The organism is Kaistella sp. (genome assembly GCF_041824135.1).
Taxonomy (GTDB): Bacteria; Bacteroidota; Bacteroidia; order Flavobacteriales; family Weeksellaceae; genus Kaistella.
In genome coordinates this window covers 42,786-58,630 of sequence record NZ_JBGZYM010000096.1, presented here as the reverse complement: position 1 = coordinate 58,630, position 15,845 = coordinate 42,786, and the positions used below count along the sequence as shown (strand labels likewise).

The window sequence follows — 15,845 nt, the reverse complement described above, 5'->3', positions numbered from 1 at the left end:
TTCCCAATTTATTTGAGATGGTGTTTACCAATTCTGCCTTTGTCATTTCCTTTTTTTATTTATATTTTTGGTGTGCAAATATAATAAGAATTTTTGAAAACAAAAAAACAAAATGCTGATTTTCTTCATGTTGGTAGGAAATTGCTCGAATGGTATCAAATTCACGGTAGAGATTTACCGTTCCGAAAAACCAACGACCCATACAAGATTTGGATCTGCGAAATCATTTTTCAACAAACCCGAATAGAGCAAGGTCTAAATCATTATCGAAATTTTATTGAAAGATTCCCTGATGTTCAGACTTTAGCCGAGGCTGAAACCGATGAAGTTTTACTGTATTGGAAAGGGCTTGGCTATTATTCCCGAGCTTTAAATTTACACAAAGCTGCTCTTCAAATTATGAATGATTTTAAGAGAGCTTTCCCGAAAGAACATGACGAGATTTTAAAACTAAAAGGCGTTGGTAAGTACACTGCTGCAGCAGTTTCCAGCATTTGTTTCGGTAAAAAAATTGCGGCGGTAGATGGTAATTTTTATAGAGTTTTGTCCAGAGTTTTTGCAGATGATTTCGATGTTTCTAATTCAAAAGCATTTGAATATTTCTCTGAATTGGCTTTAAAGATGATGCCCGAAAATGAAGCCGGACATTTTAATGAAGCGATGATGGATCTAGGTTCAGAAATCTGCAAGCCCAGAAATCCTTTGTGTGAATCCTGTCCTTTAAATAAAGATTGCCTCGCTTTTAATTTAGGAAAGATTCCAAATTTTCCGGTGAAAACCAAGAAAGTAAAAGCAACCGATTTAGAACTTTTTTATTCTTTTGTAGAATTTGATGGACAGTTTTTAGTCAAACAAAGAAAAGATGATTTCATCTGGAAAAAACTCTATGAATTTCCGATTGAAATTCCCGTAGACTGGGAGGAATTCAAGATTAAACACAAGACAATAACTCATAAACTCACTCATAAAAATTTAACCATCCAAATGAGTCATGTTAGATTGGAGTCCAAAGAAGTTTTCACCGAATTTGCTGTTGAGAATGATTATCTAATTATTAATGAAGAAGAATCGCATCTTAAATCCTTCCCAAAACCCTTAGAAAATTACTTAACTGATTTTTTTAAAAGAACTGAACTGTTTTAAGATAAACCGAAGTTCTTAAACCACAAAGTCACAAAGTTTTTTACGGTCTGTTCGAAGTGATTACGATGGTATTAAAGTTCATGAAGATTGGCGCACCACAATTTCCGTAGGAAAACCTTAATGAACCTTAACACCTTTATAGAAAACTTAAAGGTTCAATTCAGCTGATGTTTTTTAGTTTTTTAAACCACAAAGTCACAAAGGTTTTATGATGTAAAAAGCTTTTAAATATAATCTAAAAGTTCATGAAGATTGGCGCAGCACAATTTCCGTAGGAAATCTTAATGAACCTTAACTCCTTAATCAAAACCTTAATGGTTCAAATTTTTTAATCAAAATTATCCCGCAGATTTTGCAGATCGTGCAGATTAATTAAATGCATAATGATGAAATTCGCTCAGTCCACAAAATTTACGGGAACTTAAATTTTTATCTTTGAATAATCACACCATATAAAAAACAAGAAAAGTCTCGGTTTTCAGAACTCAATTCGAACCATAATTATCTTTTTTAAAAATTTAAAACTAATTCGTATTTTTGCGCAATGTTTAAAAAACTCATTTTCACTTTTTTAGGATTTGTTTTACTTTCCTGTTCAGAGGAAACGCAGCCAAAACCTTCTGGTGAACTTCGTTTAGAATATCCCACCCCGAAATATCAACGGTTCACATCTGCCTGTAATTTTGGTTTTGACTACTCTGATTTTGCGAAAGTTAGAGAGGCGAAAAATCCGTGTTGGTATTATATCGAATATCCGGAAATGAAAGCGAAAGTATTTATTACCTATTTTCCCATTAAAAACGACTTCGATCTGCATGTCAAAGAATCGGAGAAAATGGTTTACGAACATACCATCAAAGCAAGCTCGATCGATACGAAATCCTTCAGTTTTCCAGAGCACAAAGTTTTTGGAAACTTTTATGAATTAAAAGGACAAAGCGCTTCGAATCTCCAGTTTTTTGTAACGGATTCTACGCGTCATTATGTGACGGCAAATTTATATTTCAATTCCAGACCGAAACCGGATTCATTAGCGCCGGCGGTAGCTTATATTAAAAAGGATATGATGCGTTTGATTGAAAGTTTTGAATGGAAGAAGTAACAAGGAGTGATGGATAATTAGTAATAAGCAATGTTGGGAGATTGTAGTAAAACTATTTTTCAATTTAAAGATGATAAAATATAAAGCCACCAAGTGGTGATTTAACAAAGAGTAGGATGTGATCCTATTTATATTAAGAAACAAAGTACATTTAAAAAAAAGAATTAGATATGAAATTATTAGTTGTTGGGTCAGTTGCCTTCGATGCGATTGAAACTCCTTTCGGAAAAACAGATAAAATTTTAGGTGGCGCTGCAACCTATATTAGTATAGCATCTTCGATTTTGGGTGTAGAATCTGGAATTGTTTCCGTAGTGGGTGGCGATTTTCCACAGACCGATTTAGACATGCTTTCTGGAAGAGGAGTGAATATCGAAGGAATTGAGATCATCAAAGAAGGAAAAACTTTTTTCTGGAGTGGAAAATACCACAACGATTTAAATTCAAGAGATACTTTGGTTACAGAAGTAAATGTTCTAGAAAACTTCGATCCCAAAATTCCTGAATCAATGCAGGATGCAGAAATCTTATTATTAGGAAATTTACATCCGGGCGTGCAGCTTTCAGTTTTAGAAAAAATGCATAACCGTCCGAAACTGGTAATCCTTGATACCATGAATTTCTGGATGGATTCTGCAATGGATATTTTATTGCAAATGATTGCTAAAACTGACGTAATTTCTATTAATGATGAAGAAGCGAGACAGCTTTCTGGTGAATATTCATTGGTAAAAGCGGCTCAGAAAATTCACGCAATGGGTCCACAATTCGTGATCATTAAAAAAGGAGAACACGGTGCTTTACTATTCCACGAAGGAAAAATATTTGCCATTCCTGCTTTACCTTTAGAAGAAGTTTACGATCCAACTGGAGCTGGAGATACTTTTGCGGGTGGATTTGCCTCTTATTTAGCCAAGAAAGAAGATTTCTCTTTCGAAACCATGAAATCTGCTCTGATCGTAGGTTCTGCGATGGCTTCCTTTACAGTTGAAAAATTCGGAACTCAGCGTTTGGAGGAAGTGACAGAAGCTGAAATGTTGGAAAGAATTCAGAGCTTTAAAGAATTAACCACTTTTGAAGTGAACGTTTAACTTTCCTGGAAATTACAAATCTTATCAGTTCGTGTTTGTTGTAGCGGAAAGAAATAAGAAAAATATAAAATAGACATGAAAGCCAATCAGACTAAAGACGGAAAGCTGTCGCAAATGACCGAGCTAGAATTATCAAAAGTAGGAAGAACCAGAAAATCATTGTTCTACGTTCTTACTATTCTGGTTTCAATAATGGTCTTGGTTGCAATTTTCACAACTATTAAAAACGGTTTTACTTTCTTTACGCTTTTCCCTCTGTTTTTCGCTCCAATGGTTGTGAACAATTGGTTGCAGCTTAAGGCAGTGAAAGAGGAAGTTAAAGCGCGTAATGCAAACTAATCTATAAAAATGAAAGATAAAAATATGAGAAAAATATTCGGTGTAGTGATGATGATGGTTTTGGGCGGTGGACTTTCTGCACAATATATGATTGTGGGCAAAGACAGTATTTCACTGGCTCAGTTTAAAAAAGAAAATGTTTACGGTTTAGAAAATACCGGTGTTCAGAATACCATTAACACCACGCAGAATTTCTACTTATTTCAGCAATTTGCAGCCGATAAGAAAGCCGATACGCTGACTTATTTCCGCGAAAGAATGTCGGAGAAAGAAGCGGAATTAAGAGGCCAGTATTTTTTTCCAGCTCAGGTAATTGATCCTGTTTTAAATGATTACGTAAAAGATAATCAGACTGAAAAAGAAGTGCAGATTTTCATTCTTGAAAAAACTGCTGATGACAAGAACAATTACCAACAAGTTTACAATGAAGTGAAGTCTGGTAAGATGACGATGGAAGAAGCGATTTCTAAATATACGAAAGCAAGTCCGAAAGCAATTTTCATTAAACCCGGAAGTTTGGATAATCAAATGTATGCAGAGATTAAAAAACTGCCGAACAATACCATGACCCAATTCTTTGATACGCCTTCTTATATTGGATTTGCCAAAGTTTTGAGTTCCAGACCAAGTTTAGGTTATATGGTTTTCGGAACGGTTTCTTTTCCTAAAGATGGCAATTCTGAAACGGTGAAAGGAAATATCTACAAAGATTTAAAAGCCGGAAAAACTTTTCAGGAAGTTGCCAAATTATACGGAAGCAACGAGCATGAAAAAGACAATGGGGGTGTGATCATGGGTTCACCAACTTTGCCAAATGAAGTGTATGAATTATTCAAAGGTAAAAAAGCAGGTTATTATACGTCAGAACCAATTTTGTTTGGCGAAAATTATTTCGTGTTCAATATCTACAATGTAGAACCATACATTTTAACGGAGAAAAACAGAGCCTTTTTCTTAAGAGAAATGAACAACTCACTTTACGCAGAAATTTTGCAGGATAAAATGACGGCTTATTTGAAAACTGATCCTACTTACAAAGAGTTTCCAGCTTTACAGCAAGTCAAAAAATCGTATCAGAATTTAATGGCCGCCAAAGACAGCGAAGTTCTTTATCAATATAAAAATGAAAAAGTGACCGCTGGATTTATCAAAGAAATGATCGGCGACAAAAAAGATGATGCAGCTAAATTATCACCAGCAGTTTGGGCGGATGCGATCGAAAATATCAACTCGCAGGATGTGTTGAGAATTTACAGTAAAAACTTCACCAACCTTAAAAATGTAAAAGAAGAACTGGCTGCAAATAAAAAATCATTGTTCTCTGATTATATTTTCTCTAAATATCTGAATGAAGAAATTACAAAACACCCAGAATGGATGACTGAATATTACAATCAGAACAAAGCCAAATACATGTGGGATGAAAGAGCAGAAGGAAGAGTTGCGATCACCGGCGATGATAAATTGACCAAAGAAATTGCGAAAGACATTAAAGATCCGAAAACCTGGGAAACTTTGAAATCAAAATTCTCTGGAAAACTGAATGAAAAGAAACAGGTATTGGTCAACTTTGAAAAAGGCGAAATGTCGAAAGAGGCAGAAGTATTCACCAAATACAATGTTCCTTTTAAAACCGGCGTTCATCAAACCAAAATGGGCGATAAATCTTTGATCATTGCGATTGATAAAATCCTGGCGCCATCTCAAATGACGCAAGAAGAAGCCGCTGAAGAATTGAAAGATGCCGTGAACGAGAAAAAACTGAACGAGATCATCGCAGAACAAAAAGCAAAAACGAAAATTGTAGTTCAACCTGAATTCCTAAAGGATTTAGAAAAGAATTTTAAGAAATAATTATAATAAAAAATGCACGTTATTTCGTTTAGAATGATAGTTTTGCAAATCGATAAAAAATAGATATGAACAAGAATTTAAAATTCACCCTGCTCTTTAGCTTAATGCTTGTGTTTTTCAGCACGCTAAGTAAAGCGCAATCGCAGATGAAGAAAGGAGATTTAGTTGATGGTATTGCGGTAGTGGTAGGTGATGAAATTATTTTGGAATCCGATATAGAAGATCAGGCCAACTTTGCAAAACAGCAGGGAGCGACCGTGGCAGACAAATGCGAGTTCGTTGAAAGTATCATCAATAATAAGCTTTTGATTTATGAAGCGAAAAGAGATACCTTGATCGAAAACCGTTCTGCAGCCATAAAAGAAAATGCCAATCAAAAATACACGCAGATCTTGGGACAGTTTCCAGATGAGCGTGCGATGTTGACGACTTATAAATTCCGTACTTCTTATGAAATGAAAAACGCTATTGAAAAAATCGATAGCGATAACTATTACGGACAAAGTAAATACGGGCGTATTACCGAGAAAGCGGATGTTACTCCGAATGAAGTAACCGATTTCTTTACTACGTTTCAATATCAACTTCCAGAAGTGAAAGACGAAGTTTCTCTTTCTCAGATCATCATGTATCCGAAACTGACCAATGCGCATAAAGACGAGATCATTGCGAGATTGAATAAAATAAAAGCAGATATTCAGGGTGGTGAAACCTTTGAAAGTCAGGCGAGAATTTATTCCGACGATCCAGGTTCGGCGGCAAAAGGAGGTTTGTACACCAATATCTCCAAAGGGAAAATGGTGAAGCCTTTTGAAGCAGCAGCACTTAATTTACAGGAAGGAGAACTTTCTGAGCCTGTAGAATCTGACTTCGGATACCACTTAATTCAGTTGGTTAAGAAAAGCGGAAAGCAGTATGACGCACGACACATCCTGCTGAAAGCGGAACCAAATGCTGATGAAATCAGTGCCGCGAAAAAAGAATTAGACAGCATCAGAACCCTGATTGTAGATGGTAAAATGAGTTTCAAAGATGCGGCCTTCCGATTTTCAGATGACAAGCAAACCAAGTTCAATGCTGGTATTGTAACTTCTGCAGAAGACGGATCGGATAAAATTGAAAAACTGAATTTGCCACCAACGCTTTCTTACCAGATCGCTGGGTACAACAAAGGTGATATTACCGATGTATTCGAAGATGTTGCAGCACAGGATCGTAAAACAGTTACCATCGTGAAGATCGACGATGTGATCGCAGCGCACAAATTAGACATTTCTACCGATTACAACCGAATCAAGCAAATGGCGCTCAACAAAAAGAAAAACGAAATGGTTGAGAAATGGGTGAAAGAAAAATTACCCAATGTATTTATCTCCATCAACGATCGATACAAGGATTGTACCTTCAAAACCGACTGGCGTAAAACAGTTGAAACCAAATAAAATTAGATCTCTGCAGTAGCGGAGATTTTTTTTTGCCTTATGATTCCAGAATGGACATCTATTCTTTAGGAGCAATACCATTTGAGCTTCTTCCAAAACCCGTCCTGCTCTTCGTTACAATTCCTCATGCGCCGCTCTCCGCCGCGGCGGCTCGCGCCTCATTCCGGGATTTCCACTTCGCTCAGGGCTAGAAGTTCAGGCAGTCTTTATCTCAACCGATTTCTGCTGTAGTTGATTACACATTTTGTCTTGTTTCAATCAGTACATTTCCTTTTCAGTCACACCACAAATTTTCCACAACACCAGAGCTCATCCCCGTGTCGATATTTATGTCCACGATCGACCTCAGTATTATTTTTTGGTGATTTTCGAAACTTGCGTATATTTGAGAGTTGTAGGCAATTTCAAGAAAATATCTCCAAAATACGGTTTCCCGTAAAATATATCAATTGAAACGTTTTATTTTTGAAAAGTTAATTACAACGGCGGGTAATCTGAATTAAAAAAACATTCCAATTTGACGTCTAAGCGCATCATTGCGTAAATCAGGAATTAAAAAAAAATTATGAGACCATTATTACTAATTTTTGCATTTTTCTTGGCAATCGGAATAAATGCACAAACAGACAATTCTTTTAGTAAAGGATTTAGAGAAGGTTATGAATCAACTATTAATGATGCAAACTTACGAGGTCAGTATCATTTAGCAGATGAAAGAAAATGTACTCCTTCTCGAATATATAACAAAACTATTGATAAGAACGCCGATGAAAAACTATATGCAGAAGCTTATCGTTGTGGAGTACAGCAAGCAACTTCACATATTTCTAGAATTCAAGAATTAAATGCTTACGATGCAAATAAACGAATTCAAGATAATACTCAGATTAACAATAATCAAAATTCTGCAAATAATCAAAATTATGGTCAAAATGCACAAGTTGACCATAATCAGCGTCAACAAAATGAGGCAACAAACACTCAAAGAAGAGTTGAGCAAGAACGTAATATGAAAATGCAACAAAATCAAGCATATTATGAGTCAACCTTACAAAATATGAGAAACCAGCAGATTCAATCACAACAAAATTTTCAGCAGGAATTATCAAATAATCTAAATAGCATATCTTCTTCATTACAAGCAATGCAGTATAATGTGATAAAAAAAGAAATAGATAGAAGGCTTACAACAGCAAATAATTTTTCTCAATTTCAAAGTAACAAAATTGAAAAATTGCAAAATTTTTATAATCAAATTCCGAAATCTGAATTTAACAAGGTATTAAGTGGCATTTTTTCGGCAAGTATTTTAAGCAAAAAAAAGTATTCTTTTGTTAACAATCAAGAACTTACTGCGGAAACACCAGTATTAGTTAACATAGAAGATAATGTTATAAAGAATATCTATTTATACGGAAAAGAAAAAATGGAATTAGATTACCCAAAAAATAATCCTGAAAAGTCATATTTATCTAATGGATTTGTTACTTATTCTGATTTTAAAACGCTTGAAACCATCAATGTAGTTGTTTTAGAACCTTACACAACTTCAAATCCAACGAATTACAAATTGACCACCAATGAAGTTTCTTACATTACCTTATGGACATCTAATAAAGATGCTGTCAATAAAATTATTTATATTCAAGAATTAGATAAAAACGGAAATATTATTCGGGAAATTTCTGCACCTATTAATTATGCAAAAAATGAAAAATCTATTGATGATAGTTTCCCAAAAATCCCAATGAATTCTAATAACAAACTTTTATTTTTTGGAGAAGTTACAGCCACACCTTTCGGAAATTTTCCATTATATCCTAGAATGTCAAAAAGTGATATGAATGCACTAAAAGATGGAGAAAGTAGATTAGTAGAAATTAAAAAATACAGAGAATAAAGAAACTGCCTACAACAAGGGTTTGGCAATAGCGGGCGGAAAGTAAAAAGTTCACGTTTTGTACTTCGATTAAAATTTGTATTTTAGTTGAAAGTTTCGGCTTCAATTTGCCCGCCATCGCCAAGCCCCGAAACGTTATCGGCAATATTACAAACTTACTTTTCAAAAAAAAATCAAAGTATATGAAACTAAATTCAATGTTTATTTTATGTTCTATAATTTTTATTTCAATTTCTTGTGACGGACAAAATAAATCTACACCGCAGAAAACAAAATTTGAAGAAATAGAAAATGTAAAAAAACCTGAAAAAATAACAAATAATATGCGGATTGACAACCTAAAAAAATCAATGACTGAATATATGGAGATAGCAAATCCGTCATATTCTAAAAAAGACGTAGAAGAATGTGGAATAATTTTAAATGAATTTTTATCTGAAATTAATAAATCAAATTCTAAAGAAGAAGGATTAAAAATTGTAAAATTTGCTGTTGAAAAACTTAACAATTTGAATAACAAATGTGAGTCGGAACTTATTGAAACCTCTGAACGTGAAGAAATCACGGATATAATAAATTTGGCTACAAGTTCAAAAGGTTATAATAAATATGAGGACGATATTACAGAAGAATGGAGAGAATGGTAAAAAATACTGCATACAATACGGTATTTCTACAAGCGGGTATGAAGTTTTCATCGAAATTTTAGCGATTAATTAAGATTTTAGCAAGTAGAAAGTTTTCGTATTTTTAGCGTGGCGGCAAATGTCTGACAGATATTTGCAATTTTAAACTAAAAGTCCGCTGATGAAAAAAATTCTATTCTTTCTAATACTTTCCATAATCTCAAACTCGCTTAGTGCTCAAGATCAAGAATTAAATTTATTTAAAAATATACTTCTGAAAGGGGATTCGATTACCAAAGTTGAAATGGATACAATTCAACTATTTAAAGTTGCAAATAAGCTGGATAAAAAGCATCCTTCTCAATATTTCGATGAAATGGCTAATTATCTAAACGAAGAAAAATTTAACGAAGCAGCATTCCTATTTTATCTGGGACGAATGCGATATAGATATTATAATTCTGCAAATCCCAAATATTAAGCTTCAAATGATGGAGCATTATTAGCTTCTCTGTCAATGGTTCTTGGAGAACCTATAAATCTGTATTGTAGAACAAACGCCAATAATTTCATCCGCATTCTTTCAGTAACTAAAGAATATTTTAAAAATAATGACTACTAGTTTTATTCAAAAAAGAAGAATGAAATTAAATATGACGAGCAAATTAATTCAGTCAACAACTTAATTCAAACTATTGAGAATGAAAAGTTGACATTAGAAGAAGATTGGAAAGAAGAGCGCGAAAAATACATGGAATTATATCAAGGAAAATGAAAACTGCTACAACAAGTTTTCTACAAAGCAGATCTGAAGTTTTAGTCAAAGATTTTAGCGATTAATTAAGTTTCTTGCAAGTAGAAAGATTAGTGTTTTTAGCCCGCCTGCGTTAACAATCAGCTTAATACCAAGTCGAAGAATTCAGTAACGTAAGCAAATCAACAATATGTCAGACAAACAAAGAACGCTTGAAGAACAGAAAGAAGAATTCAAACAGAAGAAACTTCTGGCTTCTCCGATCGCAGGTATAATCGCGTGGTCTGTAGTAGCTTTATCTGGACTTTTCTTTTCTGATGAAATTACTGTTTGGGTCTTGTTCATCGCAACAGGTTCTATCGTCTATTTAGCGATGGCAATTTCGAAATTCACGGGCGAAGATTATCTTGACAAAAACAAGCCTAAAAACACTTTTGACAATCTCTTCTTTCTGACCGTAGCTCAAGCCGTTTTGGTCTACTCAATTGCGATTCCATTTTTTATTGAAAACTATACCTCTCTTCCTTTAACTGTTGGCATTTTGACTGGACTGATGTGGGTTACATTAACCTGGATCATTGACCATTGGGTTGGTCTATTTCACGCCATTGCACGGACGGTTTTAGTGGTAGTGCTTTGGTATTTATTTCCTGCAGACAGATTTGTGACAATTCCGATCGCAATTGTTATCGTATATATCGTATCAATTTTAATTTTGAAAAATAGAAATAGTAGAGCAGATAAATCCTGAACGTTTAAATAATCAAAACTTACCCAGATCTTTAGGATAAGTTTCTCGAATTTTAAAAGTAAAATCAGTTGTTCAACAGCAGGAAACAATTCAACAAAGATATAGTCAATCGTATATGTTCAGAATCAATTATATTTATTAGTAGTTTTTAGTTGGGTATATTTATATTTGTCAATACTATTAAATATTCAAGATCATCACCAAAACAAAACCCGCTCCATGAGTCAAAAAGAATTATCAGAACTAACCAACGAAGACCTTCTGCTTGAAGGCAAGAAAATTAAATCAGGTAATATTATGAATGCTGTTTTATTCGGTGTGATGATCGGTGTTGCAACCTGGAGCACCGTAAAATATGGTCTTGGAATCATTACTTTCTTTCCCTTACTTTTTATTCAAATGCTTCTTAAAAATAATGCCCGCAGAAAAGCTTTTGAAAATGAATTAAAAGAACGGAATTTAACGTTGTAAAGATGTTTAAATTCTGGTAATCGAAAATCAGAATTTTTGATATTAGCGCAATATATCAAACTCTTTTAATTAAAATTGTCGTCACAGGCAAGAAATAATATTCGAATGATTTCAGTAACTTGAAGGATAATATAAAAATCGAAATTATGAAAACAGCATCTTTAAGAAGCGAACTTAATTACAACGAAGATAAAGTAGCCGTAACGGTGATGATGGAAACAGAATCATCCAAAGAAATCCGGATCCTTTTTAGAAAAGGTCAAACCATGAAAGAACACAAAGCCGGTTTCCCAATTACCGTCGAGATTCACGAAGGCACGATCGAATTCGGAGTTTCGGGCGAGAAAATGGTTTTGAATGCAGGTGATCTGATCTCTTTGGAAGCTAATGTTCCGCACGATTTACTGGCACAGGAAGACAGTATTGTGAGATTGACGCTATCGAAATTTGATACCATCGAAAGAGTAAAAAAAGTAGTGGAATAGATCTCAAACTTTAAGTTGGAAACAATTTAAATAAAATTGATAACAAGACTTACCTAAAAGAAAAGCGGTCTAAATTTGGAGTTCAATACTTCAAATTTAGACCGCTTTATTATTTGGTGACAGAAACAGCAATAATTATTTACTATTCTCTGCTAAATAATTCGAGAGTACTTTATCAACCAGTTCTTCTTTCGTCAAATGGTGAAAGATAGTTTTAACCTGCTGTCTTACTTCCTCTGGAACCTCACGGTTGGGCTTCGTTTTAAACACTTTTTTCGCCCAAACTAAAGTATTATTCCATTCGATATCTTCAGCGTTTGCTTTCTTAACTGGATGAAATTTAATGCCTAATTCCTGCTCAAAATCTGCGATTTCTTTCACTTCTTCCTGCTGAATGATCGTCATCGAAAGTCCTTTGGCGCCAGCTCTACCTGTTCTTCCACTACGGTGAACGTAAGCTTCCGGCGTGTCAGGCAAGTGGTAATTCACCACGTACGCTAATTCCTTCACATCAATTCCACGCGCCACCAAATCGGTTGCGACGAGAATGTCAATATATCCTTCACGAAACTGATCCATGATACGGTCCCGAATTCCCTGCGTTAAACTTCCGTGCAAAGCTCCTGACGAAATTTTACGGATCGCTAGATTTTTAGCTAATTTATTGACGGCAGCTTTGGTTTTACAGAAGATAATTCCTCTTCCGCCTTCCTGCGTATTTAAAAAGTGCAAAAGCACATCTAATTTCTCAATCGGATCTACGACGATATATTGATGATCAATGCCTTCATGTCCAATCGTCGCCATATCAGAATTAATGGACACCGCATTCTTCGACATATAATTATGAACGATATCTTTCAGTTCTCCCGGCATAGTCGCACTAAACAAGTACGTACGTCGATTTTTAGGAACTGCTTTCAAGATCGACATCAAATCTTCCTTCAATGCTTGAAACATTTCATCGGCTTCATCTAAAACCAAATTCTTCAACGATTTAATATCGACTTCACCTTTCTCCAGCAAATCTAAAAAACGACCTGGCGTGGCCACAATAATTTGGGGAGCCGATTTCAACTCTTCCACTTGCGATTTTACGGTATTTCCTCCTGTTAATAAAACGATGGAAACTTCAGGCATATATTTCGCAAAGTCCGTCAGGTTATTATAGATCTGCTGACTTAATTCTCGTGTTGGCGATAAAATTAAAGTCTGAACCGTTGCGTTATCAGGATCTACCAACTGTAAAAGAGGCAATCCGAAAGCTGCAGTTTTACCAGTTCCCGTTTTTGCCAGCGCCACCAAATCTTCAGTCTGATCCAGAATGACCGGAATAACCTGTTCCTGAATATCAGTGGCCACCGTAATTTCTAAATCGGTTAAAGCGTTTTGAAGTTTTTTAATAATTCCTAAATCGGAGATAAGTCTGGACATGCTAATTTTTTTGCAAAGATAATCCTAGTTTTTTTGAATTGATTGATTTCCAGCTTTAATTAAAAATTTTATTAAAATATTTAAAGCGAAGAGACTTGAAGAAAAAATAGAATCCTTTTTCAATATCATACTCATCTTTTTATTATATTCACGAAACCATATCACCGCTTTTTAAAGTTGGCGCAGTCAGCTGTAAATAGAGTAGTGGCTGACAAATAATTCATTTATAAGTGAAAAATAATTTGAAAATAATTACGACGACAATTCTTTCAGAGGAAGAGAAAACACAGGTCTTTGATTTGTGGAATAGGGAGTATCCAGAAAAACTCTGTTACAACTCTTTGGCTGATTTTGACGAATATTTAGAGAAGCTAGCCGATCAGCACCATTTCTTATTGATCAATAATGAAAATAAAATTTTAGGTTGGGCCTTAACTTTCGATCGAGAAAATGAAAGGTGGTTTGCCATTATTCTAGCTGATGAAATACAAGGTCAAGGCTTCGGACGAAAAATGCTGGACCACTTAAAAGAACAGGAGTCAGTTTTGAACGGTTGGGTCATCGACCAAGAAACGAATCAAAAGAAGAATGGAGAACTATATAGATCACCTTTAAAATTTTACGAAAAATGTGATTTTGCAATTCTCACCAGCGAAAGAATAGAGCTGCCAAAGATCTCCGCTGTAAAAATTAAATGGACTAAACCGAAATCCTAGAAACCCAATATTATGGACCAATTAAACGAACTTGAATCAATACTTTTAGATCATTTAATCAAAAAATATCCGTCTTTAAAATCTCACGTTCCTCATTTGAAAGTGAGAGAGCGCGAAATAACTAAAAGCGGAATGATTGTACATTTTGACTACACGAATGCTAAAGAAGAAATCAATTTCGACGACATCAACGCTCTATTTAGCGGCGGAGAAAATATAGAGATCAAAAGTTTAAAACAGGGTTTAAGTTATGTCATTGATGTTACTGATGGTCAAATTTTCTATATAGAATTTACAACCTACGGCGAAAACTGGAATGGGAAATTTGATGACTATAAAATTATTGCAGAATAAATAGTCCCACGCTCCTAAGTGTGTAACTTCGAAATATTTTTTTAAATATTGGATGGTAGTCTTAACCATTAAGTTGTTGCGAGCTTTGCGAAGTGAAACTCCTTTGCGTTAATTTTATTTCTCTCATCAATTTTCCACTCCAACATTTTTTCCTCTTCACTGATTTAATTAAATTTACCACATGAGTACTATTTTAGATTTTGGTGTGGCCAAAAAAATGAAAGAAATGAACGAGAAACAAAATAAAGTCACCGACTTATTCGAAATAAAATATCCCATCATTCAGGGTGGAATGATCTGGCATTCAGGTTGGCGTTTAGCATCTGCCGTCTCACATAACGGCGGTTTAGGACTGATCGGTGCCGGAAGTATGTATCCAGATATTCTGCGAGAGAACATTCAGAAATGTAAAGAAGCGACCGACAAACCTTTTGGCGTCAACGTTCCGATGTTGTATCCGAATTTAGATGAAGTGATTCAGATTATTTTGGAGGAAGGGGTGAAAATCATTTTTACTTCTGCTGGAAATCCAAAAACGTACACAGAAACATTACAAAAAGAAGGCTTAAAAGTCGCTCACGTCGTTTCCTCCACCAAGTTTGCCATGAAGTGCGAAGACGCCGGCGTTGATGCTATTGTTGCCGAAGGTTTTGAAGCTGGCGGTCACAACGGTCGCGATGAAACCACTACTTTCTGTCTGATTCCAAACGTAAAACAACATATTTCAAAACCGTTGATTGCCGCGGGTGGAATTGCGTTAGGATCTCAAATGAAAGCCGCCATGATACTTGGTGCAGACGGTGTTCAGATCGGTTCTCGTTTCGCCGCCACCGAAGAAGCAAGTTCCCACGAGATCTGGAAAGATAAAATTATTTCTTTGAATGAAGGCGACACGCATTTAACATTGAAGGAATTGGCACCTGTAAGAATGGTCAAAAATAAATTTTTCCATGATTTAGAAAAACTCTACGACGCCGGACGAAATGTAGAAGCTTTGAAAGAAACGCTCGGACGAGCCCGCTCGAAACGCGGAATGTTTGAAGGTGATCTGGAAGAGGGAGAATTAGAAATTGGTCAAGTTTCCGCTTTAATTCACGAAATATTACCCGTCGAAAAAGTCTTTGAAAATTTATTGAGAGAATATCGCGAAGTGAATTCCTTTGATTTATAAATAAAAAAATTCCGTTTCAATTTTGAGACGGAATTTTTTTGTGTTAATATGAACCTGTAATGGGTTCTGGATTTCAACTTATCTCGTTCTTACCGAGCCTTGTTTTTTTCCATTGAATTTTTTCATAATATAACCTAATAACATTGGTGCTGCGAAGATTAAAATTCTTCTAAATAGTGTTCCCATAATAATTTATTTTTTTGTTAAAAGTA

Annotated in this window: 16 protein-coding genes; 15 read left to right on the top strand and 1 reads right to left on the bottom strand. The window is 34.9% G+C overall.

Annotation, left to right across the window (positions count from 1 at the left end; genetic code table 11):
- The first annotated feature begins 93 nt into the window (after positions 1 to 93).
- The 12 genes from mutY to ACEYOS_RS12425 all read left to right on the top strand — a co-directional run bounded on the left by mutY (position 94) and on the right by ACEYOS_RS12425 (position 11,958).
- Positions 94 to 1,143: an A/G-specific adenine glycosylase gene (gene mutY / locus ACEYOS_RS12480; protein WP_373708906.1), complete on the top strand. Its 1,050-nt coding sequence runs from the start codon at positions 94 to 96 to the stop codon at positions 1,141 to 1,143.
- 544 nt (positions 1,144 to 1,687) lie between these two features.
- Positions 1,688 to 2,245: a gliding motility lipoprotein GldD gene (gene gldD / locus ACEYOS_RS12475; protein WP_373708907.1), complete on the top strand. Its 558-nt coding sequence runs from the start codon at positions 1,688 to 1,690 to the stop codon at positions 2,243 to 2,245.
- Between the two features lie 170 nt (positions 2,246 to 2,415).
- The gene (locus tag ACEYOS_RS12470) at positions 2,416 to 3,336 is read left to right on the top strand and encodes a PfkB family carbohydrate kinase (RefSeq protein ID WP_373708908.1); all 921 of its coding nucleotides are present in this window, start codon (positions 2,416 to 2,418) and stop codon (positions 3,334 to 3,336) included.
- A gap of 75 nt (positions 3,337 to 3,411) precedes the next feature.
- Entirely contained in the window at positions 3,412 to 3,675 is a 264-nt protein-coding gene (locus tag ACEYOS_RS12465) for a hypothetical protein (protein ID WP_373708909.1), read from the top strand.
- Between the two features lie 9 nt (positions 3,676 to 3,684).
- Positions 3,685 to 5,529, top strand: a complete 1,845-nt coding sequence (locus ACEYOS_RS12460; RefSeq protein WP_373784625.1) for a peptidylprolyl isomerase — start codon at positions 3,685 to 3,687, stop codon at positions 5,527 to 5,529.
- Positions 5,530 to 5,594: 65 nt separating this feature from the next.
- Positions 5,595 to 6,971: a peptidylprolyl isomerase gene (locus ACEYOS_RS12455; RefSeq protein WP_373708911.1), complete on the top strand. Its 1,377-nt coding sequence runs from the start codon at positions 5,595 to 5,597 to the stop codon at positions 6,969 to 6,971.
- Positions 6,972 to 7,536: 565 nt separating this feature from the next.
- Complete coding sequence (locus ACEYOS_RS12450; protein WP_373708912.1) at positions 7,537 to 8,871, top strand: hypothetical protein; 1,335 nt, start codon at positions 7,537 to 7,539, stop codon at positions 8,869 to 8,871.
- A 182-nt stretch (positions 8,872 to 9,053) separates the two neighbouring features.
- Complete coding sequence (locus ACEYOS_RS12445; protein WP_373708913.1) at positions 9,054 to 9,518, top strand: hypothetical protein; 465 nt, start codon at positions 9,054 to 9,056, stop codon at positions 9,516 to 9,518.
- Between the two features lie 160 nt (positions 9,519 to 9,678).
- On the top strand, positions 9,679 to 9,978 hold the full coding sequence (locus ACEYOS_RS12440) for a hypothetical protein (protein ID WP_373708914.1): 300 nt from the start codon (positions 9,679 to 9,681) through the stop codon (positions 9,976 to 9,978).
- Between the two features lie 463 nt (positions 9,979 to 10,441).
- Positions 10,442 to 11,002 (top strand): hypothetical protein, encoded by a 561-nt coding sequence (locus ACEYOS_RS12435; protein ID WP_373708915.1) that lies wholly within the window; start codon positions 10,442 to 10,444, stop codon positions 11,000 to 11,002.
- A gap of 219 nt (positions 11,003 to 11,221) precedes the next feature.
- Entirely contained in the window at positions 11,222 to 11,473 is a 252-nt protein-coding gene (locus tag ACEYOS_RS12430) for an FUSC family protein (protein ID WP_373708916.1), read from the top strand.
- 146 nt (positions 11,474 to 11,619) lie between these two features.
- Complete coding sequence (locus tag ACEYOS_RS12425) at positions 11,620 to 11,958, top strand: cupin domain-containing protein (protein WP_373708917.1); 339 nt, start codon at positions 11,620 to 11,622, stop codon at positions 11,956 to 11,958.
- Positions 11,959 to 12,093: 135 nt separating this feature from the next.
- Here ACEYOS_RS12425 and ACEYOS_RS12420 read toward each other — a convergent pair whose 3' ends face one another.
- Positions 12,094 to 13,392 (bottom strand): DEAD/DEAH box helicase, encoded by a 1,299-nt coding sequence (locus tag ACEYOS_RS12420; protein WP_373739070.1) that lies wholly within the window; start codon positions 13,390 to 13,392, stop codon positions 12,094 to 12,096.
- A 230-nt stretch (positions 13,393 to 13,622) separates the two neighbouring features.
- Here ACEYOS_RS12420 and ACEYOS_RS12415 point away from each other — a divergent pair, with 230 nt between their 5' ends.
- From ACEYOS_RS12415 to ACEYOS_RS12405, 3 genes are all read left to right on the top strand, one after another.
- On the top strand, positions 13,623 to 14,108 hold the full coding sequence (locus ACEYOS_RS12415) for an N-acetyltransferase family protein (RefSeq protein ID WP_373797587.1): 486 nt from the start codon (positions 13,623 to 13,625) through the stop codon (positions 14,106 to 14,108).
- 12 nt (positions 14,109 to 14,120) lie between these two features.
- Entirely contained in the window at positions 14,121 to 14,462 is a 342-nt protein-coding gene (locus ACEYOS_RS12410) for a hypothetical protein (RefSeq protein WP_373708920.1), read from the top strand.
- Between the two features lie 226 nt (positions 14,463 to 14,688).
- Positions 14,689 to 15,633 (top strand): NAD(P)H-dependent flavin oxidoreductase, encoded by a 945-nt coding sequence (locus ACEYOS_RS12405; protein WP_373708947.1) that lies wholly within the window; start codon positions 14,689 to 14,691, stop codon positions 15,631 to 15,633.
- The last annotated feature ends 212 nt before the right edge of the window (positions 15,634 to 15,845 follow it).

Bases quoted from the DNA above. Each gene is read 5' to 3' on its own strand.
- gldD (WP_373708907.1), top strand. From the start codon at position 1,688: ATGTTTAAAAAACTCATTTTCACTTTTTTAGGATTTGTTTTACTTTCC.
- ACEYOS_RS12410 (WP_373708920.1), top strand. From the start codon at position 14,121: ATGGACCAATTAAACGAACTTGAATCAATACTTTTAGATCATTTAATC.
- ACEYOS_RS12460 (WP_373784625.1), top strand. From the start codon at position 3,685: ATGAAAGATAAAAATATGAGAAAAATATTCGGTGTAGTGATGATGATG.
- ACEYOS_RS12465 (WP_373708909.1), top strand. From the start codon at position 3,412: ATGAAAGCCAATCAGACTAAAGACGGAAAGCTGTCGCAAATGACCGAG.
- ACEYOS_RS12440 (WP_373708914.1), top strand. From the start codon at position 9,679: ATGAAAAAAATTCTATTCTTTCTAATACTTTCCATAATCTCAAACTCG.
- ACEYOS_RS12425 (WP_373708917.1), top strand. From the start codon at position 11,620: ATGAAAACAGCATCTTTAAGAAGCGAACTTAATTACAACGAAGATAAA.
- ACEYOS_RS12470 (WP_373708908.1), top strand. From the start codon at position 2,416: ATGAAATTATTAGTTGTTGGGTCAGTTGCCTTCGATGCGATTGAAACT.
- ACEYOS_RS12405 (WP_373708947.1), top strand. From the start codon at position 14,689: ATGAACGAGAAACAAAATAAAGTCACCGACTTATTCGAAATAAAATAT.
- ACEYOS_RS12450 (WP_373708912.1), top strand. From the start codon at position 7,537: ATGAGACCATTATTACTAATTTTTGCATTTTTCTTGGCAATCGGAATA.
- ACEYOS_RS12435 (WP_373708915.1), top strand. From the start codon at position 10,442: ATGTCAGACAAACAAAGAACGCTTGAAGAACAGAAAGAAGAATTCAAA.
- ACEYOS_RS12455 (WP_373708911.1), top strand. From the start codon at position 5,595: ATGAACAAGAATTTAAAATTCACCCTGCTCTTTAGCTTAATGCTTGTG.
- ACEYOS_RS12430 (WP_373708916.1), top strand. From the start codon at position 11,222: ATGAGTCAAAAAGAATTATCAGAACTAACCAACGAAGACCTTCTGCTT.
- ACEYOS_RS12420 (WP_373739070.1), bottom strand. From the start codon at position 13,392: ATGTCCAGACTTATCTCCGATTTAGGAATTATTAAAAAACTTCAAAAC.
- ACEYOS_RS12445 (WP_373708913.1), top strand. From the start codon at position 9,054: ATGAAACTAAATTCAATGTTTATTTTATGTTCTATAATTTTTATTTCA.